The following is a 25,264-nucleotide window of genomic DNA, read 5'->3' on the forward strand; positions in this document are numbered from 1 at the left end:
AAAAATAACTTATTCAATCTTTGGAGCAGCAAGCAACCTATCCAGCTCAGGCTTGGAGATAAGTGTGTATTTACCTTTCTTGACCTTTGGGATATTATGGTACTTGGCATAATGATAGAGTTGGTCTCGGGTAAGGTTGAACTTCTCCATCGCTTCAGCTACCGTATAATATTGCGGTTCTTCGGGTGCAGTAATACCTTTGACAATATCCACATGCTTCTTGGAATAGTACACCATGATGCCCTCTTTCTTCTTCGGAATGGCATTCTTGGAAACGAAACAATAGATTGCGGACAAAGTCATACCGAACTTCTCCTGCATTTCTTGGCTACTATACCATTCGGTAATGTCGGGATTCGGAGCTTTCTTAGCGAAGTAAGCGTCCATGTGCTTCTTGCTCCAATAGGTCTTGCCACGATTGAAAGTGCGAGGAATGTTGTTCTTCTTGGCTACCACAAATATCCATGACTCGTTTACATTGTATTTTTCTTTGACTTCGGCTGTAGTGTAGAAGTCGGTGATAGGAGCTTTTTCTTTTAACTGTTTGTTCTCTGTTTCTGGAACAATAAAGACTGTCATATCTTCTATATCAGCTCTACGAACAAGGGTTTTTCTTTCAAATCGGATTACCTTGATTACTCCATTGCGGATATAGCGATATATAGAAGTACGCCCAATATTTAATAACTCGGCTACTTCTGATGGAGTAAGATACTCCTTGTTCAAATTAGGAGGTGTCTTTATGCTTTTCCCTAATTCGTGTTGCAGACTTTCAATGCGCTGTTTCCTAACCCTGTCTTTATAGGCAAGATTGGCGCATCGGTGTGAACAATACTCTGTGGTGGTCTTATGGGCTGTGAAAGCAGCATTACACCACTTACATCTTTTCTGAATGTCGATTTTGCTACTCATTATTTATCCGTTTATTTCGCCAAATCTGTTTCATCGCGTACCACCACGTACCATGACGTACCAGTGTGTCCACGACCTTTCCGACCTAAAATCGGAGAGTAACAAGCGAGCAACAAATGCGGTACAAAAATGAGCTGAAAAAGCCCTATAAACGATAACCATCGCTTATAAGGCTAAAAAGAAAGGCGCTCAAAATGAACGCCTTGATAATCGTTGATGATATATGCTAATCGTTGGTAATCACCACTTATTTGCCGATGCAAAAATGTTTAAAAATATGTTGCAATACCATATCATTTGTAACCTCCCCTACAATATCCGAAATAAAGAAAATGCATTCGCGTATATCCTGTGAAAGAAAGTCTCCTGAAATATGCATATCAAGCCCATTCTGAACTCGATATATTGCATTTAAAGCCTTATTGAGTGCCTCATGATGTCTTACATTTGTTACGATTATATCATTTTGGGTAACTGTGGGCAAATGAGCGGCATTAATAAGAATTTTTAGTAGTTCGTTAGTATTCTCTCTTTGCTTGGCTGAAATAAAAATATGCTCTGTTGATTCTTTTGGGAACTCCTTCAATAAAGCAGATAAACCAACCTTTTGATTTTCCTCCATTAAATCAGCCTTGTTGAACACAACGATTAAATGTTTTCCTTCGCAACGTGGAACTATTTTGCCTGATAACTCTTCAATCTGTGTTGCTGCATTCACAGAATCCACCATCCAAAGAACGATTTCCGCTTGCTCTAACTTTTGGAAGGTACGCTCGATACCCAGGCTTTCAATCATGTCGCTCGTTTCCCGGATACCGGCGGTGTCAATGAAGCGGAAAGTAATTCCACCGATATTGATTGTATCTTCAATCACATCGCGGGTAGTGCCGTGAATATCGCTGACAATCGCTTTGTCTTCGTTCAATAAAACATTCAATAGAGTAGACTTTCCTGCATTCGTTTCACCGATAATGGCTACGGGGACACCATTCTTGATGGCGTTGCCCACACTGAAAGAATGAACCAGGCGAGAGAGCATCTCTTCGATTTCATCTGCCAATTTACGCAACTCCGAACGGTCGGCAAATTCGACATCCTCCTCACTGAAATCCAGTTCCAGTTCGATCATAGAGGTGAAGTTGAGCAACTTGTTGCGTAAGTCGGTCAGTTCTCGGCTGAAGCCACCACGCATTTGGCTCATTGCCAGCCGATGAGTGGCGGCGGAGGATGATGCAATCAAATCTGCTACTGCCTCTGCCTGACTTAAATCCATTTTGCCGTTAAGAAATGCACGTTGCGTATATTCGCCCGGCTGAGCCATTCGGCAACCATTCTTGATGAGTAGTTGCATCACTTGCTGGAGAATATAGGAAGAACCGTGACAGGCGATTTCCGTACTGTCTTCACCCGTATATGAATGAGGAGCACGGAAAAGGCTGACAAGTACTTCGTCAATAATCTCATCGCCGTCGTAGATGTGGCCGAAGGTTAAAGTATATGGTTTCTGCTCACAGAGTCTTTTCCCGGATTTTATCGGTTTGAAGATGCGGCTGGTGATGGCAATAGCTTCCGGACCGGAAACGCGGATGCTTCCGATAGCACCGCCCTGGGCAGTGGCAATAGCACAGATAGTATCTTGGTTCATTGTCTCTTTCTTTTGTTGCTTCTTTTAAATTCTGTCAAGAACAGTCTTGATTAATGTGTCGATTGTATTCTTGTATCCGGTATTGGCTTCTTTAATCAGGCGGTTGGCAATCACCATGCAGACCGTCATCGCCTTGTGTCCCATCAATCGGCTGAGTCCTGCTAAAGCCGAACTCTCCATCTCGAAATTGGTAATCTTGAAACCGTGGTATTCGAATGCTTCAATCTTTTCATTCTGTTTCGGATCTGCCAACGGGATACGAAGCTCACGTCCCTGCGGACCGAAGAAACCTCCGGCAGCAATCGTCACACCGCGTACCATATCGTCTTTGGCGATACGGTCAATCAGTTCTTCGTTGGCATCAATCACGTAAGGAGCGGGAGCACACATATTGCCCGACCAACCCATATGATTGAGGAATGCACGTTCGAACGGCAAGTCGCACACCTCGTTGCGTCCGGCGTAGAAGTTCAATAACCCGTCGAAACCGATGGATTTTTGCGAACAGACGAATGTTCCCACCGGAGTATTGGGCTGTAAGCCGCCACACGTGCCGATGCGCACTAATTCCAGTTGGCGGAACTGTTCCTTTTCTTCCCGTGTGTTGAAGTCTATATTGGCGAGGGCGTCCAATTCGTTCAGAACAATGTCGATATTATCGCAGCCGATTCCGGTAGAGACCACAGTAATCCGTTTTCCTTTGTACGTACCCGTTACGGTTTTGAATTCGCGGCTTTCCACTTCGCATTCTTTGTTTTCAAAATGAGAAGCTACGAGTGCTACACGTCCGGGGTCGCCTACCAGAATTACTTTGTCTGCCAGCCATTCGGGCTTTACGTGAAGATGGAACACCGAGCCGTCTTCATTTATAATCAATTCTGAGGATGGGAAATACTTTTTCATATTACTGAGAGGTTTTAGTTTTACAATAAGATGTTAGCTGTCAATAGAAACGCCGGAACCGGATTTAGGTTCAGAAGAATCATCTTTCTTTTTTCCGCAGGGGAGGAGAGGAGGATGCGTCTTGTGACTGAAATGAAATCGGGTTCCGGCGCTGGGCTTGACTTATTTGCTCAATGGCTGGTTGCCAATGTTGCCGCTTGTCGGTTTGGCAATTGTTTCTCGCATGGAAGTATCCGCTTCGATATTCTTCATCCGGTAGTAATCCATGATACCTAAATTACCGCTACGGAAGGCTTCTGCCATTGCCTTAGGCACTTCCGCTTCCGCTTCGATTACTTTGGCGCGGGCTTCCTGTGCTTTCGCCTTCATTTCCTGTTCGGAGGCGACAGCCATTGCACGGCGTTCCTCGGCTTTTGCCTGAGCGATGTTCTTGTCGGCGTTAGCCTGGTCTATTTGCAGGGCGGCACCGATGTTCTTACCTATGTCGATGTCGGCAATGTCAATAGAGAGAATCTCGAAAGCGGTTCCTGCGTCCAGTCCTTTGCGGAGCACTAACTTGGAGATGGAATCCGGATTTTCGAGTACCGACTTATGATTTTCCGAAGAACCGATGGACGACACGATACCTTCGCCTACACGGGCAAGAATCGTATCTTCGCCTGCACCGCCGACTAACTGACGGATGTTGGCACGTACCGTTACACGGGCTTTGGCAATCAACTGGATACCATCTTTGGCAACAGCCGTTACGGGCGGAGTGTCAATCACTTTCGGGTTGACCGACATTTGTACGGCTTCAAACACATCGCGTCCTGCCAGGTCGATGGCGGTAGCCATTTGGAAAGGCAATTCGATATTTGCTTTGGAAGCGGATACCAGTGCATGAACCACTTTCTCAACGTGTCCGCCGGCAAGATAGTGAGCTTCCAGTTCGTCGCGGGTAATGTTTTTCAGTCCGGCTTTGTGGGCTTCAATCATGCCCGGCACGATGATATACGGCGGAACATTACGGATACGCATCAGGAATAACTGTATCAGTGAGATGTGTACTCCCGATACTTTTGCCGACAACCACAGGAAGAACGGCACGTAATGGAAAAATATTATCAGGAAGATAATACCTCCGGCTATCAGAAAGATAGGCAAGTAGAAAGATGTTTCCATTGATAGTTAGTATTAAAGTGAATATTATTTGTTGTATTTCTCAACCATGATTGTTCCGTTGCTGATGCGACTGACGATGATTGGAGTCTTTTCGTCTAAGAAACCGTCCATAGACTTCACCTCAACGATTTTGTTGTTGATTTCGGCGTAACCGATTTGGGCGAGACGGGTGGTGCTGAGGCCTGTGTCGCCCACCTGGATGCTTTGTTCTGCGCTGCGGTCTATTTGGGAGTCGATATCTTTGTGAAGTGCTAACTTGTCCAGCATTTTCGACCGCATGAACCACACCAACGAACCTATGCAGGCAATTGCAGACACGCCGAGAGTCACCATCCCTTCCGTCATTCCGATGTTGTCAAATGCGTAGATATTGGCATAAATGATGCAGCCCAATGCAGAGATTCCTGCCAGGCTGAGACCGGGGGCAACGAACAGTTCCACCAAGAAAAGTATGATGGCTGCGATAATGAGAACAGCGATAATGAGTACATCCATAGTTCGTTATTATTAATTGATTTGTTTCTTTTCAGCGTTGCGCACATCAATCTCAAGTGCATCCAGTTCGCCGCACATCTGCAAGACACGCTTTTCGAGGTCGAGGATGGCGGGAGCCATTCTTTCTTTTTCCTGTTGGTTGCTTGCGGTATATTGCCGGCGTAGGTTTTCCAGCTTCTCTTCCTGTTGCCGATAGTCTTTTTCCATCTGGCGGTAGCGTTGGAAAAGCTGTTTGGCTTTGGCCGATTTGAAGTCGTTCATCTGGTAATAAGTCGTGTTGTCGTCAACCACAAATTCGAAGTCGACCGTGCGGTGCTGCTCCGGCTTGCGGTTGATAATGGTTTTCAGCCGTTGCTGCGCGTCGGCGACGGTCTGCCGGTCTTTCCATGTCTCTTTCAGCGAGTGTATTTGAGCCAGGCGTATGATTTGCTCCTGTTCCATTGTCTCGTAGTTGTAAGTCTGCTTTGAACTGTTGGGGATGAATACGTAGATACAGACTTTGCCTTCCGGTTGGAAACGGTCGGAAGCAAACCAACCTAAGTTATTGTATTCGTCGACGACGTACATATAGTCGTTGTATGGCGAATTGAACGGCATACCCACATTCTCAGGCACAAGGTAATTGTCGTTGTTCGTGTTGTAGCGGGTGACGAAGATGTCGTATCCGCCCAGCCCTTCGCCGTCGCTTGCATAATAAATGGTAATACCGTCCGACATTACGTACGGATAGTTGGCATTGCCGGAAGCGTTGATGCTGCTGGGAAGCGGTCGTCCGTTGCTCCATTCGTCCAGCAGCTTGTTCTTGGAGAAGATGTTCAGGTTCCCCCGTTCGCCCTTTTCACTGTAATAGATTTTATTTCCGATTTCGGTTTGGTAGACAGTTCCTTCATGGTTGCCTGCTGTCTGAAAGAATTCGTCGAACGTATATAACTTACCCGATTCCTCGCTGATTTTATAAGCGTTCAGAAAGGTAGCCTTGTCGGTTACGAAGCTGTCGATGATGCAAACATCCTCTACGCCTTTGAGCATACGCAGGTCGGCTTTGCTCTTTTCCAACAAGGCTTCGGCCTCTTCTGTGGGTCTTTTGCGCTTCTTCAGTTCGGCGATGTATTCTTCAAAACATTCTACGGCGTCTTCAAACCGGTAGGTTTCGCTGTAAGCCTGTCCTAAATGAAGTTGCCCTCCGGTTACCCGTTTCTTTACTGCCGTTTCGAGGGGCTTGACGGCTTCTTCGGCCTCTCCGGTTTTCAGGCAGCACACGCCGTACCAATAATTATAATTCCCGTTGGCGGGTTGGGTAGTTGCATATTTCCTGAATACAGGTTTCGCTTTTTCGTAGTCGCCTTTTGCAAATAGGGTGCGTGCCTGTTCGAGTGTCTGCGCCGAAACTTCACCGAGGAAGAGGCTGCAAAGTAAAAATAGAATATACTTTCCTTTCATTGTTTTGAGCGTTTACAACAGACGGATTGTTGGAAAGCGTGGTAACTTCCGCTCATCTGTCAATCCTTAATTGTTCAAAAGTACAAATTTATTAGAAATAAACCCTTTTTCGGCGATTCTATTATGTTAATTCTTCTTTAAATCATTCTTTTCGCTTACTTTTGCAGCCGATTTTTGTAAGATATGGCACAATTTACGGAAGAAGAGAAAACCATTCGCCGCATTGATAAGCGGTTCAACAAAGGGGTGGTGCAATACGGACTGATAGAAGAGGGCGATAAAATACTTGTCGGACTGTCGGGCGGAAAAGACTCGTTGGCGCTTGTCGAGTTGCTTGGCAAACGCGCACGTATCTACAAACCTCGTTTCTCGGTTGTTGCCGTTCATGTGGTGATGCAGAATATTCCTTATCAAAGCGACGTTGATTACCTGAAAGCACATTGCGAAACATACGGAGTCCCCTTCCTCCGGTACGAAACGTCGTTCGACCCTTCTACGGATACGCGTAAGTCTCCCTGCTTCCTTTGCTCGTGGAATCGCCGGAAAGCCCTGTTTACCGTTGCCAAAGAACAAGGCTGCAATAAGATTGCTTTGGGACATCACATGGATGATATCCTGGAAACACTGTTGATGAACATCACCTATCAGGGAGCCTTCGGCACGATGCCGCCCCGGTTGGCGATGAACAAGTTTGACATGACAATCATCCGTCCGATGTGCCTGGTCCATGAGTCGGATTTAATGGAACTGGCGGCTTTGCGCGGCTACCGGAAGCAAGTGAAGAATTGTCCCTACGAGTCGCAGTCGAGCCGGAGCGACATGAAAGGGATTCTGCGCCAACTGGAAGCGATGAACCCGGAAGCGCGCTACAGCCTTTGGGGGAGCATGACGAATGTACAGGAAGAATTACTGCCGGATAAAACAGATTAGAACAGATAATTTTGAATCGTTTGTAAAATGAAAGGAATCTATACAATTTTGCTGCTTATAGTGTCCAATGTCTTTATGACATTTGCCTGGTATGGGCATTTGAAAATGAAACAGGAGTATAGTTGGTTTTCCACCCTTCCGCTGATAGGCGTGATTGCCTTTAGCTGGGCCATCGCTTTCTTCGAATACTCCTGCCAGATACCGGCAAACCGTATCGGATTTGTCGGCAACGGCGGCCCGTTCACATTGATGCAACTGAAGGTTATTCAGGAGGTGATAACGCTTGTCATCTTTACTGTGTTTACCTCCGTGTTTTTCAAGGGCGAAGCCTTGCATTGGAATCATTTGGCGGCGTTCGCGTGTCTGATTGCGGCGGTGTATTTCGTGTTTATGAAATAAGCGGACGCTGCTGCGCCTGACATACTGTGTTGGGCTGCTATCTCACCGTTTTACTGTATTTCTCATGCATTTTTGAAGAAAGGCCGAATGGACAACTCCAGTCGGCCTTTCATTATAAGCGGTCGCGATGTGCAGCTCATAGACTGTGAGCCCCGTAAAGAGTATATCCGGCACAGCCGGTCGAAGAAGCCGCTTTATTTCGCGATGTACTTTTTCATTCCTTCCGTATAGTAGGTTTTGAACTCTCCGTCGTCTCCGCTGTAAATGAAGTAAGCGTTGATTTCGGGGTTCGCTTCGCAAAACCTTTCCGCCTCTTCCAGCCCCATCACCATGAAGGAGGTAGCCAGTGCATCGGCAGTCATGCAGTCTTGGGCGATAACGGTGGCAGACAAGATGCTGTGCTGTACCGGATAGCCCGTTCTCGGGTCTATGGTATGGGCATATTTCTTACCGTCTTTGTAGTAATAGTTGCGATAATTGCCCGAAGTAGCCAAACCTAAATCCGAGAGTTCGAGTATCGTTTGCAGGTCTTGGCTGACGGCCAGCGAGTCGTCGACAGGTTTGTTGATTCCAATCCGCCATAGGCTATTCGAAGGGTTCTTGCCTTTTACCACTACCTCGCCGCCGATGTCTACCATGTAATTCCCGATACCTTTCCAGTCGAGCAGGCGTGCCACTACGTCTACCGAATATCCTTTGGCTACTGCGCTGCAACTCAACATCGTACGCGGGTCTTGCTTGATGACTTCACCATGCTCCAATCTCACCTTTTCGTAACCGGTGAATTGCAACAGGCTGTCTATCATCAACGAGTCCGGGAAAGCCCCTTTCTTGAATCCGAATCCCCAGGCGTTGGCAAGAGGAGCTACCGTAATGTCGAAGGCCCCTTTTGTAGCGCGTGATATCTCCATCGAACGCTGGAAGCAGTGCTGGAAGAAGCTGTCGGCAACCAATGCTTCGTTGCGGTTTATACGGCTGATAACTGAATTCGGGTTGAATGGCGACAAGGAGCGGTCGAAACGTTGCAGTTCGGCCTCGATTTCGGGCTTCAGGTCGCTTGCGTGCTCGTAGGTGATTTTATATACTGTCCCGAACACCAGGCCTTGAATGGTGTGGTAGTTGGCCGGCTGGTTGCGTTTGGCCAATATCCAGATAGTGGCTAGAACTAAGAACGCCAGCCAAAGGAAACTCTTCTTTGTTTTCATGCGCTTTTCTTTTGTTTGATTGGAACATTCCGTTTATTGGAAAAACAGGTGTTCGATTAATATTTTGAATCCGATAATGACAAGGATGAGGCCGCCCCATAATTCCGCTTTCAGCTTCCGTGCCAGTCCTCGACCGCATTGGATACCGAAGATAAGCCCGACGAGCGAGAGGACGAACGAGACAAAGCCGATGATGAGGATAGGAGAGAGGATTTCGCTGTAACTCTGCATCCCTAAGAAGGCAAACGAGATGCCGACCGCCAAGGCGTCGATGCTCGTTGCCACCGCCATAGTGAGTACCACTTTCGAACTTGCCGGATTGAACGGTCGGCCGCACTCTTCCTCTTCTTTGAAAGATTCCCAAATCATCCGGCCGCCAAGAAAAGCAAGAATGGCAAAGGCTATCCAGTGGTCTATGCTTTCTATGAAGCGGCTGAAGTTCTTGGCAAACATCCATCCGGCAAATGGCATGACTGCTTGGAAAAGCCCGAATGCAAAAGCCATGATCAGCATGGGGCGCCATTGCGTACGCTTCAATATAATACCGCTTGCAATCGAAACGGCGAAACAGTCCATCGCCAGGCCTATTGCAAGCAACCAAATCTCTAATCCTGTCATTGTATATTCTTAAAGAGGCAATTTGTAGATAAGGGAATAGGTGATTCCCATGTTGTTGGACTTGAACTTTCCGTAACCGGGTACGTACCACGGGTCGCCGTATTCTCCGGTAGAGGCACTCGTCTTGTACTTCATGCGTACGGACCAACCCATGTTGAAGTTCTTGTAAATGCATACTTTGACACCTAAGATGAGCTCCAGCCATTGCACTGAACCTTTCATTCCCAAATGGTCGAACGGTACGCTTCCTCCCCAATAACTGTCTTCCATACTGGGGTTGCCTACGGCGTCGCCCCAAATCGGGTCGCTTGCGGGCATGGTGGATACATCGTACTTGAACGAATTGAAAGCATAGCGGATACCTGCATACAGATAGTTGTTTTTCTCCTTCTTCTTTGCCATCGTATTGTAGTCCATACCGATGCGGAAGAACGGAGCAGCCTTGCTTTTGTAGTGGATACCTGTTTCGTTCCAGGTATCCGTGCCGCCCATACCTACTTCAATGGTAGGGATGAATTTGTTTTTCAGATTGACTGCCACGCTGACTTCTGAACTCATGAAGTCGCCGCCAAGAAGTTTGCTTCCTACGCCATACAAGTCTACGCCGATATACGTACCATTATAAAAAGGTATGGTATCCGCTTCGGCTACCTTGTCCTTTTTCTGCTCTCTTTTAGGGGAATGTGCCGTACGTTGTTGCTGTGCCCGCAACGGAAGCCCGATACACAACAGCAGAAACAGGCTAATCAGTTGTATCCGGCGTGCGGTCGCGATATTTAAAGAATATCTGTAGGTTCTCAATTTCATTGCTATTGGCTTCTTTGTTTCTAAAATAGATAGAGTCCATCTTCTCCGAACTACCGGCCTTGTTGCCGAATGTGGCACTGATGATGTTTTGTTTCATCATATATCCGCATTCCATCGACTGGAAATAGGGGGTATTCCGTTGTACAATATACAGCGTATCCATATCTTTGGGATTCCTTTTCGGGTCATATTGAAGAATAAATACGGTAGAGTCGCTTGTGTAGCGTAGCGGCAGCATTATCTTATGTACTTTTTTCTCATTGTTGAGAATGATAGAGTCGGTTCCGAGTGCTCTGATTGTCAGCGAGTCGAGCGTGTCGTTCAACGCGATGTTCGGTGCAAGGCTCTTGTCTATCGTCTTGAAGGTGCAGTACATCATCGGGCGTCCTGCCAGCGAGCAGTCGTTATCGTCCGAGCACGAACTATGGATGCTTGCAACGGCACCGACAATGACCAATAGGAGAAAGATACGAACTAAATTCTTCATAGTCAGTTATTGAATGGTGAATCAAATTTTCTTTTCTATCTGATAGTTATTCCGTTCGGGCGCATTGCGCGAAATCAGCTCGCCTAAGAATCCGGCAAGGAACAATTGCGTACCTATAATCATTGCCGTAAGCGACAGATAAAAATAGGGAGAGTCGGTTACTAACCGGTAGGACATTCCGTTGGACATGGCATATAGTTTGCTGGCGCCTACGATGATAACGGAAATCATTCCGACAAGAAACATCAGCGAGCCCAACAGGCCGAAGAAATGCATCGGTTTAATACCGAACTTGGAGAGGAACCAAAGGGAAATCAAGTCCAGGTATCCGTTGACAAAACGATTGAGTCCGAATTTGGTAGTGCCATACTTGCGTGCCTGGTGATGTACCACCTTCTCCCCGATTTTTTTGAATCCGGCGTTCTTTGCCAGGTAGGGGATATAACGGTGCATTTCACCGTACACTTCGATGTGTTTTACTACCTCTTTGCGGTATGCTTTCAGCCCGCAGTTGAAGTCGTGCAAGTTTTTAATGCCCGATACTTTGCGTGCGGTAGCGTTGAATAACTTCGTCGGTAATGTTTTTGAGAGTGGGTCATATCTCTTTTGCTTCCATCCGGATACAAGGTCGTAGCCGTCTTGAGTTATCATCCGGTATAGTTCGGGTATTTCGTCCGGGCTGTCCTGCAGGTCTGCGTCCATGGTGATAACCACGTCGCCCTGGGCTTCGGCAAATCCGCAGTAGAGTGCAGGTGATTTGCCATAGTTACGGCGGAACTTTATCCCGCGTACGTGTTCAGACTGAGTTTTGAGTTCTTCTATCACCTCCCAAGAACGGTCGGTGCTTCCGTCGTTGACGAAAATCACTTCAAATGAGAATCCGTTGGCTTGCATTACCCGTTCTATCCAAGCGTAGAGTTCGGGCAGCGACTCTTCTTCATTAAACAAAGGAATTACGACTGATATATCCATTTTCTGTCTGTTGCTAAATTTGCGAATTAAGTTCGGTAGGCTGGTCGCTGTCAGAATTGTCTCTCTTCATCACCAACAGGGCGGTAGGGATGGAGAAGAGACTGCCTCCCAATATATTCCACGACAATTTCTGCATGGTGAGGTCGATGGGGGTAAGAGAGTGCATATTTTCTGTCAGCGTGGTTATCATCTCCTTGTATTGTACCATAGCGGGAGCGTCGGCCATCAGCTTCTCCCAATATTCGATAGGAGGCTGGATGACGAATCCGTGGTCAATGAATTGGAAATATACGTAGTGGGGCAAAGCCGTCAGCATCGAAGCAAACATATACATGAAAGTGCCGAAAAGGACACAATGAGAGAATTGGATGGTTCCGCCGCATACCTTATCCCGGTACATCCGTGTGTAGTAATAGCCTATGAACGGGACGGCGAACGTCAATATGGAAAATAAGAAAAAGAAGAAGGGGATATAAATTCCCAATGGAAGGAGGATGAATTTCAATATCCAATAAACTCCCATATATGTGCCAAAGTGCATGGCGTATTTCTGCAAATAACTTCTGTTTTCTGTCATCATCTTTTGTAAATAGCGCACAAAGGTACAAATAATATCGGTTGGTGCAGAGAATATAGCTGTTAAAGTTAATAAAGCAGGGGAAGATGTTGGCTGAGAACTTTTTTGTGATTTTAATAGGTTGAAATGTAGACGTTTAGTATTTTTGTATGAAAAAAGTTCTCTATAACTATTGCAGAATACATAAAAATACCTACCTTTGCAACCGCAAAACGGGTAAGTCCTATACGGCCAGCTCCCTTCGAATCCTCCAGGGCTTGATCGCAGCAAAGGTAGTTGGTTGTAGCGGCGCGATATAGTAAGCTTGCCCACCCGCCTCTTTAGCTCAGTTGGCCAGAGCACGTGATTTGTAATCTCGGGGTCGTTGGTTCGAATCCGACAAGAGGCTCAAAAAAGTAAAAGCATTCAGGTTATTTGCCTGGATGCTTTTACTTTTTTGAGGATTACCGGGCGGTGCGCCGGTATAATCGTAGAGAGTGCTTGTTTTACTTTATTCTCTGATAACCGTACACTGCCAAGTCGCCAAGTTCTTCTTCGATGCGGAGTAGCTGATTGTATTTGGCCATGCGGTCGGAGCGGCTCAAGGAGCCTGTCTTTATTTGTCCGCTATTGGTTGCTACCGCAATATCGGCGATGGTGACGTCCTCCGTTTCGCCGGAGCGGTGGGAGGTGACGGTTGTATAGCCGTGGCGATGAGCCATGTCGATTGCATTCAACGTTTCGGTCAACGAACCGATTTGGTTCACCTTAATCAGGATGGAGTTGGCACAACCTTTTCCGATACCCATTGCAAGGAAGTCGACGTTGGTGACGAACAGGTCGTCGCCTACTAATTGGCAACGGTTGCCGATGCGTTCAGTCAGTTTCTTCCATCCGTCCCAGTCGTTTTCGCTCATACCGTCTTCGATAGAGTCAATAGGATACTTGTCTATCAATTCTTCGAGGTAATTGATTTGTTCCTCGCTGGTACGTCTTTTCCCTTTCCCGCCTTCGAATTTGGTGTAATCGTATATACCGTCGTGGTAGAATTCGGAAGAGGCACAGTCCATGCCAATCATAACGTCCTTGCCCGGTTCGTAACCTGCCGTTTTGATAGCAGCAAGGATAGCGTTCAGGGCGTCTTCCGTACCTTCGAGGTTGGGAGCGAAGCCGCCCTCGTCGCCTACGGCAGTGCTGAGGCCACGCTCTTTCAGAACCTTCTTCAATGCGTGGAATACTTCGGCCCCCATTCGCAAGCCTTCTCTGAAAGAGGGAGCACCTACGGGGCGAATCATAAATTCCTGGAATGCGATGGGGGCATCACTGTGCGAGCCGCCATTGATGATGTTCATCATCGGCACGGGCATGACATATGTGTTTGTTCCACCGATATAACGGTATAAAGGAAGTTCTAAATAATTGGCTGCGGCTTTGGCTACGGCAAGAGAGACGCCGAGGATGGCGTTGGCTCCTAAGTTGGATTTGGTTTTAGTGCCGTCTAAGGCCAGCATGGTGTAGTCGATTCCTCTTTGGTTGAGTGCAGACGTTCCCACCAACTTTGGAGCAATGATTTTATTTACATTGTCGACCGCCTTTTGTACTCCCTTCCCACTGTAACGCTGCTTGTCTCCGTCGCGAAGCTCCAGGGCTTCGTGTTCGCCGGTGGATGCTCCCGACGGCACTGATGCGCGTCCCATAATACCAGATTCTAATACTACGTCAACTTCTACTGTAGGGTTACCTCTCGAATCGAGAATCTCTCGGGCTATGATTTTTTCAATTTTCATTGTTTCTGTTATTTATTTGAATATCAGTATAACAATGCGATGATGCGTTTTGTTTGAGCGCGGGAGGAATATTTCGCAGAATTTTAGTCTTTGATGATAACGCCCAACAGTGGAAGCAAATCCATCGCCTGCAAAGAGGTGATGACGGCTCCTTTCAAATCGCCGATGTTGAGCGTGATTCCGTTGATGCGGGAAGTACTCAAATCTATTCCGCGAAGCGATGAATGCAAGAAGTCGGCTTCGACAAGGTCGCAGCTGTCAAAGGCGACCGATGAAAAGCGGCAGTCGTTCAGGCTTCCGTTGCGCAGTTGGCTGTGTGCAAAGCGCACCTGATTCATCTTACTCATGGACAGATTGATGTATCCTGCATGGCAGTCGTGCAGCAGCATATGATTGATGGTGGCTTCGGACAGATTGGTTCCCAGCAGCTTGCAGGCGATAAATTCCACCCGGTAAAGAGAACTTCCGGCAAAAGACAGGTTCGATAAGTCGCAGTTCTCAAACCGTACGTCAGTCAGTTGGCAAGAGCGGAACTTGCATTCACTGAATGCCAGATTACGGAATGTACAGTTGGCGAAGCTCTTGTAAGACTTGTCGATGCCTTCCTCTTTTCCTTTGGCAAATGCGAGGTGCGATACCGTCTCTTCCTTGTCGAGCCATTCTTTCAGGGTGGTTGCACTGGTTTCCTGTTCTTCCATGATGGGAGGAACTACGCGGACGGGTTTTGCGGAACTTCTTTTTATCATGCGGCAAAATGACTTTTAGATTCGTACGTTCAGATATGCTTTCCCAAATACCCGCCGGCAAGAGTGGCGGTCAATCCTACTCCTATATTTAATAAGGTATAGACGAGGAATGTTCCGTAGAATTCTCCTTTGAGCAGATTCAGTCCGTCGTTGGAGAAGGTGGAGAAAGTCGTGAATCCTCCACATAACCCTGTTGTCAGAAGCAGGCGGACTTCGAGCGGGAGATGGAACCGTTCTGACAGTGCATAGAACAGCCCGATAAGAAAACTGCCGAGCAGATTGACGGTAAGTGTTGCCCACGGGAAATGATAAGGGACGATTCGTTCGTGCATCCATAGCTGGATGCCGTAACGTAATGCACTTCCGGTTCCGCCACCGATGAAGATATAAATGATTTCTTTGCTCATGGTTGATACTGTGGATTGTTTGCCGGCAAATTTACGGAAAAGTTTCCAATGATTGTCCGCTATCTTCACCTATCTGCCGAATGAAGAAATTATGTCCTTATAATCAGCTTGTTACAGCGCATATATATCCTGCGCGCAGGACATATATATGCTGGACGCAGCATCTATAGACGCTGGACGCAGGACATATATGCGGTGGAAATAGCATCTATATGCACTGAAAATCCCCCTTGTGACGGGTGAAAACAGCCAGTAATTATCCTGTTTTAAATCCGCCTTTCTGCGGACAGGACTACAGAGGTATCCTTTTCCTATAAATATAAGTTTTGCCATTCATTTTAGGAATCTTTTTTTTATCGGACGAATTCTTTTTTGTACTTTTGCGCATCTTTTTAAAACATCATACAATAAAGAGAACGACATGGGAGGTTTTTTCGGAACAGTCTCGAAAACGAGTTGCGTGACTGATTTATTCTACGGCACAGATTATAACTCACATCTGGGTACAAAGCGGGGAGGACTCGCTACTTATAGTAAGGAAAAAGGGTTTACCCGTTCCATCCATAATTTGGAAAGTACTTACTTCCGAACCAAGTTCGAAGGAGAACTGGAAAAATTTAAAGGAAATGCAGGTATCGGCATCATCAGCGATACGGACGCACAGCCTATTGTTATTAACTCCCATCTCGGTCGTTTTGCCATTGTCACCGTTGCCAAGATTGTCAATATCCAGCAATTGGAAGACGAACTCCTCAGTCAGAATATGCACTTTGCCGAACTTAGTTCGGGCTGCACCAATCAAACGGAACTTATCGCACTGCTTCTCATTCAAGGCAAAACCTTTGTCGAAGGCGTCGAAAATGTGTTCAAGCACATCAAGGGTTCCTGTTCTATGCTCATTCTGACGGAAGACGGAAGCATCATCGCCGCCCGCGACCAGTGGGGACGTACCCCGATTGTCATCGGCAGGAAAGAGGGTGCGTATGCTGCCACCAGCGAGTCGTCCAGTTTTCCGAACCTCGATTATGAGATTGAGAGATATTTAGGTCCGGGTGAAATAGTCCGTCTGTATGACGACCGCATCGAACAACTCCGCAAACCGAACGAGGATATGCAGATTTGTTCCTTCCTGTGGGTATATTACGGTTTCCCGACCTCATGCTACGAAGGCAAGAATGTAGAAGAAGTACGTTTCACAAGCGGGTTGAAGATGGGACGCACAGACGAATCGGAAGTGGACTGCACGTGCGGCATTCCCGATTCGGGAGTAGGCATGGCTTTGGGATATGCGGAAGGAAAAGGAATACCTTATCACCGCGCCATTTCCAAATATACGCCGACATGGCCCCGCAGCTTTACTCCCAGCAATCAGGAAATGCGTTCGCTGGTTGCCAAGATGAAGCTCATACCCAACCGCGCCATGCTGCAAGGCAAGCGCCTGTTGTTTTGCGACGACTCCATCGTACGCGGCACGCAGTTGCGCGACAATGTGAAGATTCTGTTCGACTACGGAGCCAAAGAGGTGCATATGCGTATCGCTTGTCCGCCGCTTATTTATGCTTGTCCGTTCGTGGGATTCTCCGCTTCCAAGAATGCACTGGAACTGATAACCCGCCGCATCATCAAGGAACTGGAAGGCGACGAGAATAAGAATCTTGAAAAATACGCCACTACCGGTTCGCCCGAATACGAGAAGATGGTAAGCATCATTGCCGAACGCTTCGGGCTGACTTCTTTGAAGTTCAACACGCTGGAGACCTTGATTGAGGCCATCGGATTGCCCAAGTGCAAAGTGTGCACACACTGCTTTGACGGCAGCAGCCACTTCTAAAAAAGAGATACAGTAAAAAAAGAGCCGTGAATTGCTTTGTAATTCACGGCTCTTTTTTTACCTTTACGGCACTATAAACTATCAATTTGTAATCGTAAATCGTTAAACCGTAAATAGAAATGACTTTAGTAGACAGATTTTTAAAGTACGTGAGCTTCGATACGCAATCGGACGAGACGACAGGACTTACTCCCAGCACACCCAAACAGATGGTGTTTGCCGAATACCTGAAAGCGGAATTGGAATCTTTGGGATTGGAAGATATCACATTGGACGAACATGGCTATCTTTTTGCCACACTCCCTGCCAATACAGACAAAGAAGTGCCGACTATCGGATTCATCGCCCATATGGATACAAGTCCTGACATGAGCGGTAAGGACGTAACTCCACGCATCGTAGCGAAGTATGACGGTTCGGATATCGTACTTTGTGCCGAAGAGAACATCATCCTTTCTCCCGTGCAGTTCCCCGAATTGTTAGACCATCAAGGAGAAGACCTGATTGTAACCGACGGAAAGACTTTGCTTGGCGCCGACGATAAAGCAGGTATTGCGGAAATCGTATCGGCGGTAGTCTATCTGAAAGAACATCCCGAAATCAAGCACGGAAAGATTCGCATCGGCTTCAATCCGGATGAAGAAATCGGCGAAGGCGCTCATAAGTTCGATGTGGAGAAGTTCGGCTGTGAGTGGGGATACACGATGGACGGTGGAGAGGTAGGAGAGCTGGAGTTTGAAAACTTCAATGCCGCCGCCGCCAAGATTGTCTTCAAAGGACGCAATGTACACCCCGGATATGCCAAGAATAAGATGATTAACTCCATCCATCTTGCCAACGAGTTCATCAGTCTGCTGCCTGCGCAGGACAGACCGGAACATACTACGGGATACGAAGGCTTCTATCACCTGATAGGTATTCAGGGTGAAGTGGAGCAAAGCGCCGTTTCCTATATTATCCGCGACCACGACCGCGCCAAGTTTGAAGAGCGCAAGAAAGAACTGCAACGCTTGGTTGACCGGATGAATGCAGCATACGGCGAAGGCACGGTAACTATTGAATTGCGCGACCAATACTATAATATGCGTGAGAAGATAGAACCGGTGATGCATATCATCGACACAGCTTTCGCCGCAATGGAAGCCGTTGGCGTGAAGCCGAACGTGAAGCCGATTCGCGGCGGTACGGACGGTGCGCAACTCTCCTTCAAAGGCCTGCCTTGCCCGAATATCTTCGCCGGCGGACTCAATTTCCACGGACGCTACGAATTCGTTCCCATTCAGAATATGGAGAAAGCCATGAAGGTCATTGTGAAGATTGCCGAACTGGTCGCTTCCAAATAAGCGTTCGTCGCCGTCTCCCTCGCTATCTATAACTTGATACTTAAAACTTAATACTTTTAAAAATATGAAAACCACTCCGTTTACTGAGAAACACATCGCACTTGGTGCTAAAATGCATGAATTTGCAGGTTATAATATGCCTATCGAATACTCGGGTATCATTGACGAACATCTCACCGTCTGTCACCATGCCGGTGTGTTCGATGTATCCCACATGGGAGAGTTTTGGGTGAAGGGGCCGAACGCTCTGGCTTTTCTTCAGAAAGTGACTTCCAACAATGTGGCGGTACTCACTCCGGGCAAGATACAATACACCTGCTTTCCCAACGAAGATGGAGGTATTGTAGACGACCTGCTGGTCTATCAGTATGAACCGGAAAAGTATCTGCTCGTAGTCAATGCGGCAAATATCGAAAAAGACTGGAACTGGTGTGTCGCTCATAATACGGAAGGTGCGGAGCTGGAAAATGCTTCGGACAATATGGCGCAACTTGCAGTGCAGGGTCCGGAAGCGATTCTTGCTTTGCAGAAGTTGACGGAGGTCGATTTGTCTTCTATTCCATATTATACGTTTAAGGTAGGAAAGTTTGCAGGCGAGGAAAATGTCATCATCTCCAATACAGGCTATACGGGTGCAGGCGGTTTTGAACTCTATTTCTATCCCGAAGCTGCCGACAGAATATGGAAAGCAGTTTTTGAAGCGGGCGAAGAGTTTGGCCTCAAGCCGGTCGGTCTGGGTGCGCGTGATACTCTCCGGTTGGAAATGGGCTTCTGCTTGTATGGCAACGACTTGGACGATACCACCTCCCCGATAGAGGCCGGATTGGGATGGATTACTAAATTCGTAGATGGCAAGGAGTTTACCAACCGTCCTATGCTGGAAAAACAGAAAGCGGAGGGAACTACCCGCAGACTGGTCGGCTTTGAAATGGTCGACCGCGGAATCCCCCGTCACGGTTATGAACTCGTGAGTCCGGAAGGAGAAAAGATTGGTGCAGTGACCTCGGGCACGATGTCGCCTACCCGTAAAATAGGTATCGGTATGGGATACGTGAAACCGGAATACAGCAAGGTAGGTACGGAAATCTGTATCGATATGCGCGGACGTAAATTAAAAGCGGTGGTCGTAAAACCGCCTTTCAGAAAATAAGGCACAAGAACTCGTCTTGTTTGATGCAGCCCCGGGTAATTGATTTTATCCGGGGCTGGTGCGTTTTATGCGGGCTATCCCGAAAACATCTCCGTTGATATGTTGCTTATACCATCGGTTTATCGTAATTTTGTCAGCAAATTCGATAAAAATGTCTCATTTACCAACTTTAATAGCCGACCTCGCACTGATATTGATATGCGCAGGCATAATGACCCTGTTGTTTAAGAAGTTGAAGCAACCTTTGGTCTTGGGATATGTCGTTGCCGGTTTCCTGGCAAGTCCGCATATGCCCTATACACCTTCCGTAATGGATATTGCGAACATCAAGACATGGGCCGATATAGGTGTTATCTTCCTGTTGTTTGCTCTTGGATTGGAATTTAGTTTCAAGAAGATTGTAAAAGTGGGCGGTTCCGCCATCATTGCCGCCTGTACCATTATCTTCTGTATGATATTGCTGGGGATAACCGTCGGTATGGCCTTTGGCTGGCACCGGATGGACAGCCTGTTCCTGGGCGGTATGATTGCCATGTCCTCCACTACCATCATCTATAAAGCCTTCGACGATCTCGGATTGAGGAAAAAGCAATTCACCGGATTGGTGTTGAGCATCCTGATATTGGAAGACATTCTCGCCATTGTGCTGATGGTGATGCTCTCCACGATGGCAGTAAGCCACAATTTCGAGGGTGCGGAGATGTTGGAGAGTATAGGCAAACTGCTGTTCTTCCTTATTCTGTGGTTTGTGGTCGGCATCTATCTCATTCCCGAGTTCTTGAAACGTTGCCGCAAGCTGATGGGCGAGGAGACGTTGCTTATCGTATCGCTGGCACTCTGCTTCGGTATGGTGGTGATGGCTGCCAAGACCGGATTCTCTGCCGCCTTCGGAGCCTTTATCATGGGCTCTATCTTGGCGGAAACGATTGAAGCGGAAGCGATAGACCGGTTGGTGAAGCCGGTCAAAGACCTCTTCGGAGCTATCTTCTTCGTATCCGTGGGGATGATGGTAGACCCTGCGATGATTGTAGCATACGCGCTGCCCATTATTGTGATTACCCTGACCGTCATCTTAGGGCAGTCCCTCTTCGGAACCTTTGGCGTGATACTCTCCGGCAAACCTCTCAAGACAGCGATGCAATGCGGATTCAGTCTGACGCAGATTGGCGAGTTCGCCTTTATTATCGCATCTTTGGGCGTCTCGCTGAAGGTGACAAGCGATTTTCTGTATCCGATAGTGGTAGCCGTTTCCGTTATCACCACTTTTCTTACACCTTACATGATTCGCCTTGCCGAACCGGCTTATGCTTTTGTCGATGCTCGCCTGCCCGCTTCGTGGCAAAAGCTGCTGATGCGTTATTCTTCCGGGTCGCAGACTGCGCTCAACCACGAGAATCTGTGGAAGAAACTGATATTGGCGATGGTGCGCATTACGGTCGTTTACTCCATTGTCAGCATATCGGTTATAGCACTCTCTTTCCGTTTTGTCGTACCTCTTTTTAAGGAGAGTTTGCCCCATTTTTGGGCCTCGTTGCTCGGAGCAGTGTTTACTATTCTTTGCATCGCCCCATTTCTGCGCGCTATCATGGTAAAGAAAAACCGTTCGGAGGAATTCTTGACCTTGTGGCGCGACAATCGTGCCAATCGTGCTCCGTTGTTGTCGACAGTAATCATACGCATCATGATAGCGGCACTATTCGTCATCTTTGTCATTTCCGGATTGTTCAAGGCGTCTATCGGGCTGGTTATCGGAGTTGCCGTGTTGGTTGTGCTGTTGATGGTGTGGTCGCGCCGTCTGAAAAAGCAGTCCATCCTGATTGAACGCCGTTTCTTTCAGAACCTTCGTTCCAGAGAGGTGCGCGCGGAATACTTGGGAGAGAAGAAGCCCGAATATGCCGGACGTCTATTGTCGCACGACCTGCATCTGGCTGATATGGAGATACCCGGAGAATCGCAATGGGCGGGAAAGACATTGATGGAATTGAATTTGGGAAAGAACTTTGGCGTCCATATCGCTTCTATCCTTCGCGGCAGAAGGCGGATCAATATTCCGGGAGGTTCTGTCCGCCTGTTTCCGATGGACAAAATACAGGTGATAGGAACCGACGAACAGTTGAGCGTATTCAATGAGGCGATGCAGAATGGGGCGAAGATTGATTGGGAGATTTATGAAAAAAGCGAAATGACTTTGAAGCAGTTTATCGTTGATGGCGATTCTGTTTTCCTGGGTCGGACGATTCGTGAATCGGGTATCCGGGATAAATACCGTTGCATGATAGCCGGAGTGGAAAGCGAGGACGGAGCGTTGATGATTCCCGATGTGAATGCGCCGCTCAAAGAGGGCGATGTGGTATGGGTGGTAGGCGAAAAAGAGGATGTGTACCAGTTAGTCAGTCAAAAGACCAAAGATATTGCGTCGGAAGTAGGTAGTATCAGCCGTAAAGGATAGGTCGTTTTGCTTGTTTCGACTAATAGAAATTTTAGTTTCTACCGCATGAAACTAAAGTTTCCTTTGCATGAAACGATTGTTTCTTTTAGATGAAACTTTAGTTTCATGCAAAGGAAACTGATTTGAAACCCTGTGGAGTTGATGAGACGTTTGTTATTCTTCGCTGTCGAAGTCGAAATCAAAGTCGAAATCGTCCATGAATTCCGGTGTGGTAAATTCTTCCAAGTTGCGGCGGTCTTTCTTAGTCGGGCGTCCGGTTCCGCGTGCGCGGTCTACGAATCCGCTTATTTTGTTCATCTCCAATATTTCGTACTGGTCGGGAGTGGTTACGTTTTCCATCATTTCCGGTACAAGTTTGGCACCTATGCGTTTTTCTATCGCTTGCAACACTTTGAAGGAGTATGTGACGGGCGGCTTTCTTACTTGAATGACATCCCCCGGTTTTACCATGCGTGCAGCTTTTACCAAAGCGCCGTTGATGGTGACACGTCCTTTTTTGCAGGCTTCTGCTGCAATCGTGCGAGTTTTGAAGATGCGGACAGCCCACATCCATTTATCTATTCTTGCTTCAGCCATGATTGGTAGGGTGATTGGTTGGTGGTTAGTGATGTTGCTTTTATCTTTTATTGAACTGGTTCATCGTAATGTTTATTCCTGCCAGGCAGAAGCTCTTGACGATTTCTCCTGCCGTTTCCAGTCTTTCGTCCATCGTTTTCCAGTCTTCATCGGTAAAGTGACCGAGCACATAATCAATCTGTCCGCCACGCGGGAAGTCGTTGCCGATACCAAAACGCAGGCGGGCGTAGTTCTGAGTGCCCAAAGTGGCGGCGATGTGTTTCAGACCGTTGTGTCCGGCATCGCTTCCTTTGCCTTTCAGGCGTAATGTACCGAAGGGAAGGGCCAAATCATCTACTACAATCAGTACATTTTCCAACGGTATGTTTTCTTTCTGCATCCAGTAGCGCACGGCGAGTCCGCTCAAGTTCATAAAAGTCGACGGTTTGAGTAGTATCAACTGCCTTCCTTTGACGGAGAAGCTGGTAGTGAATCCGTAGCGTCCGTCGATGAAGGGAGGGGCACTGTTGGTTTTTGCCAATGCATCTACCGTCATGAATCCGATGTTGTGCCGGGTTTCGTGGTATTCGGGACCGATGTTTCCCAGTCCGACAATTAAGTATTTTATCATTGCTTTTCGATAAAACAGTTTGTTACTATATATGGATAGAAAAGAAAAACGCAGATTAATACAGATTAATGCAGACCGAACATCTGCTTAAATCTGCATTAATCTGCGTTTATGCTAAAATCTCCTTATTATGGGAATAATCTCAGATTATCTGCCTGCTGCGGCTGCTGCACCTCTTGCTGCACGAGTCAACTTAACGGCACATACAACGGCTTCTTTAGCGCTGATCAGTTCAAGGCCTTCGAAGCTTAGTTCGCCTACCTTAACAGTCTTACCCAATCCCAAGTGAGAAACGTTGACAGTCAGTTTTTCGGGAATTGCGTTGTACAGAGCTTTCACTTTGATTTTACGCATCTGCAAAGCCAATTTACCACCGGCTTTCACACCTTCTGCAAGACCTTCCAACTGTACCGGTACTTCCATTACGATGGGTTTAGCTTCGTCAATCTGATAGAAGTCAACGTGCAGGATAGTATCCTTTACCGGGTGGAACTGGATGTCTTTCAAGATAGCGTTTACTTGTTTGCCATCGATATCCAAGTTTACTACGTAGATGTGCGGAGTGTAAACCAAGTTGCGCAGACCTTCGTTGGTTACAGTGAAGTGAACCACTTCGTTACCACCGTAAAGTACGCAAGGTACGCCACCATTCTTACGGATTCCTTTCAAAGCTCTTGCCTGTTCTGAAGAGCGTTCTGCAATTGTTCTTGCAGTTCCTTTTACTTCAATAGATCTCATTTCTTTAAAATTTGTGTTACTCTAAATTAAGTTATTTTGCTTAATTCACCATCACACGATGTGGATTATCACACGATGTTGCAAAAAAGCGGTGCAAAAGTATTCCTTTTTTTTGAATTATCAAAGAGTTGCTTCCTTAAAAGTCGATATCTATTTTGATTTCGCTTTCCAATTTGCTCTCTTCCGCCTCTTCGGCAACCTTTTCTCTCTTTTCTGCGATGTGTCTTTGCGGGCAACCGGGATAGTTGTCGGCAGAGTTCTCGCCGATGAAGTCAATGGCTTCGTTCAGTCCGTCCATAAACTTCTGGAAGTCCTCCTGATATAAGAAGATTTTGTGCTTCTCGAAACTGACCTGAGAATCATCACCTTCTCCCGTTATCACTTTTTTACTTTCTGTAATAGCCAAGAACATCTCATCTTTACGATTCTTTTTTACGTCGAGGTAGTAGATGCGTTTACCTGCTTTGACAGACTTGGAGAACACAATCTCCTTGTCATTCATGTCTGCACTCATTTTCTTTTTAAAGTCTTCCATATCTTACGATCTGTTTATAATCGGCTTCAAAATTGGATATTTTTTTTAAACTGTCAAAAGAAAATGCGCAGAGAATAAAATACTGCATTAAAAAATGTGATTTGCTTGTGAGAATTCATTAAAAATATCTACTTTTGCAATTCGATAACAACAGTATTAATTTGAATTATGATCAACAGAGTTCTTATTCGTCTTAAGATTATACAGATTGTGTATGCCTATTATCAGAACGGCAGTAAAAATTTGGACTCAGCGGAGAAAGAGTTATTCTTTAGTCTTTCAAAGGCGTATGACCTTTACAACTATTTGTTGATGCTGATGATAGCATTGACGGAGTATGCACAGAAGCGCATTGATGCGGCAAAAGCCAAACTGGCACCCACGGCAGAGGAGCTATATCCCAATACAAAGTTTGTGGACAATAAATTTATTGCCCAATTGGAAGTCAATAGACAGTTGGCGGAGTTTATCGCCAACCAGAAGAGAACGTGGGCAAACGACCAGGACTTCGTGAAAGGACTTTACGAGAAAATTATAGAAACCGACATCTACAAAGAAT

General features: G+C 46.8%; 25 protein-coding genes, 1 tRNA gene and 1 pseudogene. 8 read left to right on the top strand and 19 right to left on the bottom strand.

What is annotated here, in order from left to right; genetic code table 11:
• Positions 1-9: 9 nt before the first annotated feature.
• The 6 genes from QZ331_RS08835 to QZ331_RS08860 form a co-directional block, all read right to left on the bottom strand.
• Positions 10-912 (bottom strand): helix-turn-helix domain-containing protein, encoded by a 903-nt coding sequence (locus QZ331_RS08835; protein WP_294629544.1) that lies wholly within the window; start codon positions 910-912, stop codon positions 10-12.
• Between the two features lie 247 nt (positions 913-1,159).
• The gene (gene mnmE, locus QZ331_RS08840; protein ID WP_294629545.1) at positions 1,160-2,557 is read right to left on the bottom strand and encodes a tRNA uridine-5-carboxymethylaminomethyl(34) synthesis GTPase MnmE; all 1,398 of its coding nucleotides are present in this window, start codon (positions 2,555-2,557) and stop codon (positions 1,160-1,162) included.
• Between the two features lie 24 nt (positions 2,558-2,581).
• On the bottom strand, positions 2,582-3,460 hold the full coding sequence (locus QZ331_RS08845) for a nucleoside phosphorylase (protein WP_294629546.1): 879 nt from the start codon (positions 3,458-3,460) through the stop codon (positions 2,582-2,584).
• A 162-nt stretch (positions 3,461-3,622) separates the two neighbouring features.
• The gene (floA, locus tag QZ331_RS08850) at positions 3,623-4,624 is read right to left on the bottom strand and encodes a flotillin-like protein FloA (protein WP_294629547.1); all 1,002 of its coding nucleotides are present in this window, start codon (positions 4,622-4,624) and stop codon (positions 3,623-3,625) included.
• A 24-nt stretch (positions 4,625-4,648) separates the two neighbouring features.
• Positions 4,649-5,119 (bottom strand): NfeD family protein, encoded by a 471-nt coding sequence (locus tag QZ331_RS08855; RefSeq protein ID WP_294629548.1) that lies wholly within the window; start codon positions 5,117-5,119, stop codon positions 4,649-4,651.
• Between the two features lie 12 nt (positions 5,120-5,131).
• Positions 5,132-6,559: a tetratricopeptide repeat protein gene (locus QZ331_RS08860; RefSeq protein ID WP_294629549.1), complete on the bottom strand. Its 1,428-nt coding sequence runs from the start codon at positions 6,557-6,559 to the stop codon at positions 5,132-5,134.
• A 183-nt stretch (positions 6,560-6,742) separates the two neighbouring features.
• On the opposite strand from QZ331_RS08860, the gene QZ331_RS08865 reads away from it, so the two are divergent.
• Positions 6,743-7,489 (top strand): ATP-binding protein, encoded by a 747-nt coding sequence (locus QZ331_RS08865; RefSeq protein WP_294629550.1) that lies wholly within the window; start codon positions 6,743-6,745, stop codon positions 7,487-7,489.
• Positions 7,490-7,516: 27 nt separating this feature from the next.
• Positions 7,517-7,888: a DMT family protein gene (locus QZ331_RS08870; RefSeq protein ID WP_294629551.1), complete on the top strand. Its 372-nt coding sequence runs from the start codon at positions 7,517-7,519 to the stop codon at positions 7,886-7,888.
• A 194-nt stretch (positions 7,889-8,082) separates the two neighbouring features.
• Here QZ331_RS08870 and QZ331_RS08875 read toward each other — a convergent pair whose 3' ends face one another.
• From QZ331_RS08875 to QZ331_RS08900, 6 genes are read right to left on the bottom strand one after another with little or no spacing between them, the layout of a single operon-like run.
• Complete coding sequence (locus tag QZ331_RS08875; RefSeq protein ID WP_294629552.1) at positions 8,083-9,093, bottom strand: FAD:protein FMN transferase; 1,011 nt, start codon at positions 9,091-9,093, stop codon at positions 8,083-8,085.
• Between the two features lie 33 nt (positions 9,094-9,126).
• A complete protein-coding gene (locus QZ331_RS08880; RefSeq protein WP_294629553.1) occupies positions 9,127-9,711 on the bottom strand; it encodes a manganese efflux pump MntP family protein in 585 nt (194 codons plus the stop codon).
• A 9-nt stretch (positions 9,712-9,720) separates the two neighbouring features.
• Positions 9,721-10,518 (bottom strand): DUF6048 family protein, encoded by a 798-nt coding sequence (locus QZ331_RS08885; protein ID WP_294629554.1) that lies wholly within the window; start codon positions 10,516-10,518, stop codon positions 9,721-9,723.
• The gene (locus QZ331_RS08890; protein WP_294629555.1) at positions 10,454-11,005 is read right to left on the bottom strand and encodes a DUF6452 family protein; all 552 of its coding nucleotides are present in this window, start codon (positions 11,003-11,005) and stop codon (positions 10,454-10,456) included. The genes QZ331_RS08885 and QZ331_RS08890 overlap by 65 nt, the downstream gene beginning before the upstream one ends.
• Before the next feature lie 21 nt (positions 11,006-11,026).
• Positions 11,027-11,977, bottom strand: a complete 951-nt coding sequence (locus QZ331_RS08895; protein WP_294629556.1) for a glycosyltransferase family 2 protein — start codon at positions 11,975-11,977, stop codon at positions 11,027-11,029.
• A 13-nt stretch (positions 11,978-11,990) separates the two neighbouring features.
• The gene (locus QZ331_RS08900; protein WP_294629567.1) at positions 11,991-12,554 is read right to left on the bottom strand and encodes a DUF4199 domain-containing protein; all 564 of its coding nucleotides are present in this window, start codon (positions 12,552-12,554) and stop codon (positions 11,991-11,993) included.
• A 314-nt stretch (positions 12,555-12,868) separates the two neighbouring features.
• On the opposite strand from QZ331_RS08900, the gene QZ331_RS08905 reads away from it, so the two are divergent.
• A tRNA-Thr gene (locus QZ331_RS08905) sits at positions 12,869-12,942 on the top strand.
• Positions 12,943-13,039: 97 nt separating this feature from the next.
• On the opposite strand, the gene eno is transcribed toward QZ331_RS08905, so the two are convergent.
• From eno to crcB, 3 genes are all read right to left on the bottom strand, one after another.
• The gene (gene eno / locus QZ331_RS08910) at positions 13,040-14,320 is read right to left on the bottom strand and encodes a phosphopyruvate hydratase (protein ID WP_294629557.1); all 1,281 of its coding nucleotides are present in this window, start codon (positions 14,318-14,320) and stop codon (positions 13,040-13,042) included.
• 83 nt (positions 14,321-14,403) lie between these two features.
• Positions 14,404-15,066: a pentapeptide repeat-containing protein gene (locus tag QZ331_RS08915; protein ID WP_294629558.1), complete on the bottom strand. Its 663-nt coding sequence runs from the start codon at positions 15,064-15,066 to the stop codon at positions 14,404-14,406.
• A 29-nt stretch (positions 15,067-15,095) separates the two neighbouring features.
• A complete protein-coding gene (gene crcB / locus QZ331_RS08920; RefSeq protein ID WP_294629559.1) occupies positions 15,096-15,473 on the bottom strand; it encodes a fluoride efflux transporter CrcB in 378 nt (125 codons plus the stop codon).
• Positions 15,474-15,894: 421 nt separating this feature from the next.
• On the opposite strand from crcB, the gene QZ331_RS08925 reads away from it, so the two are divergent.
• The 4 genes from QZ331_RS08925 to QZ331_RS08940 all read left to right on the top strand — a co-directional run bounded on the left by QZ331_RS08925 (position 15,895) and on the right by QZ331_RS08940 (position 22,246).
• The gene (locus QZ331_RS08925) at positions 15,895-17,304 is read left to right on the top strand and encodes an amidophosphoribosyltransferase (protein WP_294629560.1); all 1,410 of its coding nucleotides are present in this window, start codon (positions 15,895-15,897) and stop codon (positions 17,302-17,304) included.
• A 119-nt stretch (positions 17,305-17,423) separates the two neighbouring features.
• Positions 17,424-18,647 carry a peptidase T gene (gene pepT, locus QZ331_RS08930; protein WP_294629561.1) on the top strand — a complete coding sequence of 408 codons (1,224 nt, stop codon included), beginning with the start codon at positions 17,424-17,426 and terminating at the stop codon, positions 18,645-18,647.
• A 64-nt stretch (positions 18,648-18,711) separates the two neighbouring features.
• Positions 18,712-19,797, top strand: a complete 1,086-nt coding sequence (gene gcvT, locus QZ331_RS08935; protein WP_294629562.1) for a glycine cleavage system aminomethyltransferase GcvT — start codon at positions 18,712-18,714, stop codon at positions 19,795-19,797.
• A gap of 151 nt (positions 19,798-19,948) precedes the next feature.
• Entirely contained in the window at positions 19,949-22,246 is a 2,298-nt protein-coding gene (locus tag QZ331_RS08940; RefSeq protein ID WP_294629563.1) for a cation:proton antiporter, read from the top strand.
• A 153-nt stretch (positions 22,247-22,399) separates the two neighbouring features.
• On the opposite strand, the gene QZ331_RS08945 is transcribed toward QZ331_RS08940, so the two are convergent.
• The 4 genes from QZ331_RS08945 to QZ331_RS08960 all read right to left on the bottom strand — a co-directional run bounded on the left by QZ331_RS08945 (position 22,400) and on the right by QZ331_RS08960 (position 24,705).
• Positions 22,400-22,822 carry an RNA-binding S4 domain-containing protein gene (locus QZ331_RS08945; protein ID WP_294629564.1) on the bottom strand — a complete coding sequence of 141 codons (423 nt, stop codon included), beginning with the start codon at positions 22,820-22,822 and terminating at the stop codon, positions 22,400-22,402.
• Between the two features lie 40 nt (positions 22,823-22,862).
• Entirely contained in the window at positions 22,863-23,429 is a 567-nt protein-coding gene (gene pth / locus QZ331_RS08950) for an aminoacyl-tRNA hydrolase (protein ID WP_294629568.1), read from the bottom strand.
• Positions 23,430-23,579: 150 nt separating this feature from the next.
• The gene (locus QZ331_RS08955; RefSeq protein ID WP_294629565.1) at positions 23,580-24,170 is read right to left on the bottom strand and encodes a 50S ribosomal protein L25/general stress protein Ctc; all 591 of its coding nucleotides are present in this window, start codon (positions 24,168-24,170) and stop codon (positions 23,580-23,582) included.
• Positions 24,171-24,306: 136 nt separating this feature from the next.
• Entirely contained in the window at positions 24,307-24,705 is a 399-nt protein-coding gene (locus QZ331_RS08960) for a PUR family DNA/RNA-binding protein (protein WP_294629566.1), read from the bottom strand.
• Positions 24,706-24,873: 168 nt separating this feature from the next.
• Between QZ331_RS08960 and QZ331_RS08965 the strand changes: the two are divergent.
• A pseudogene (locus tag QZ331_RS08965) lies at positions 24,874-25,264 on the top strand (transcription antitermination factor NusB); the annotation flags it as partial.

It is taken from the genome of uncultured Bacteroides sp. (genome assembly GCF_910586915.1).
Classification (GTDB): domain Bacteria; phylum Bacteroidota; class Bacteroidia; order Bacteroidales; family Bacteroidaceae; genus Bacteroides.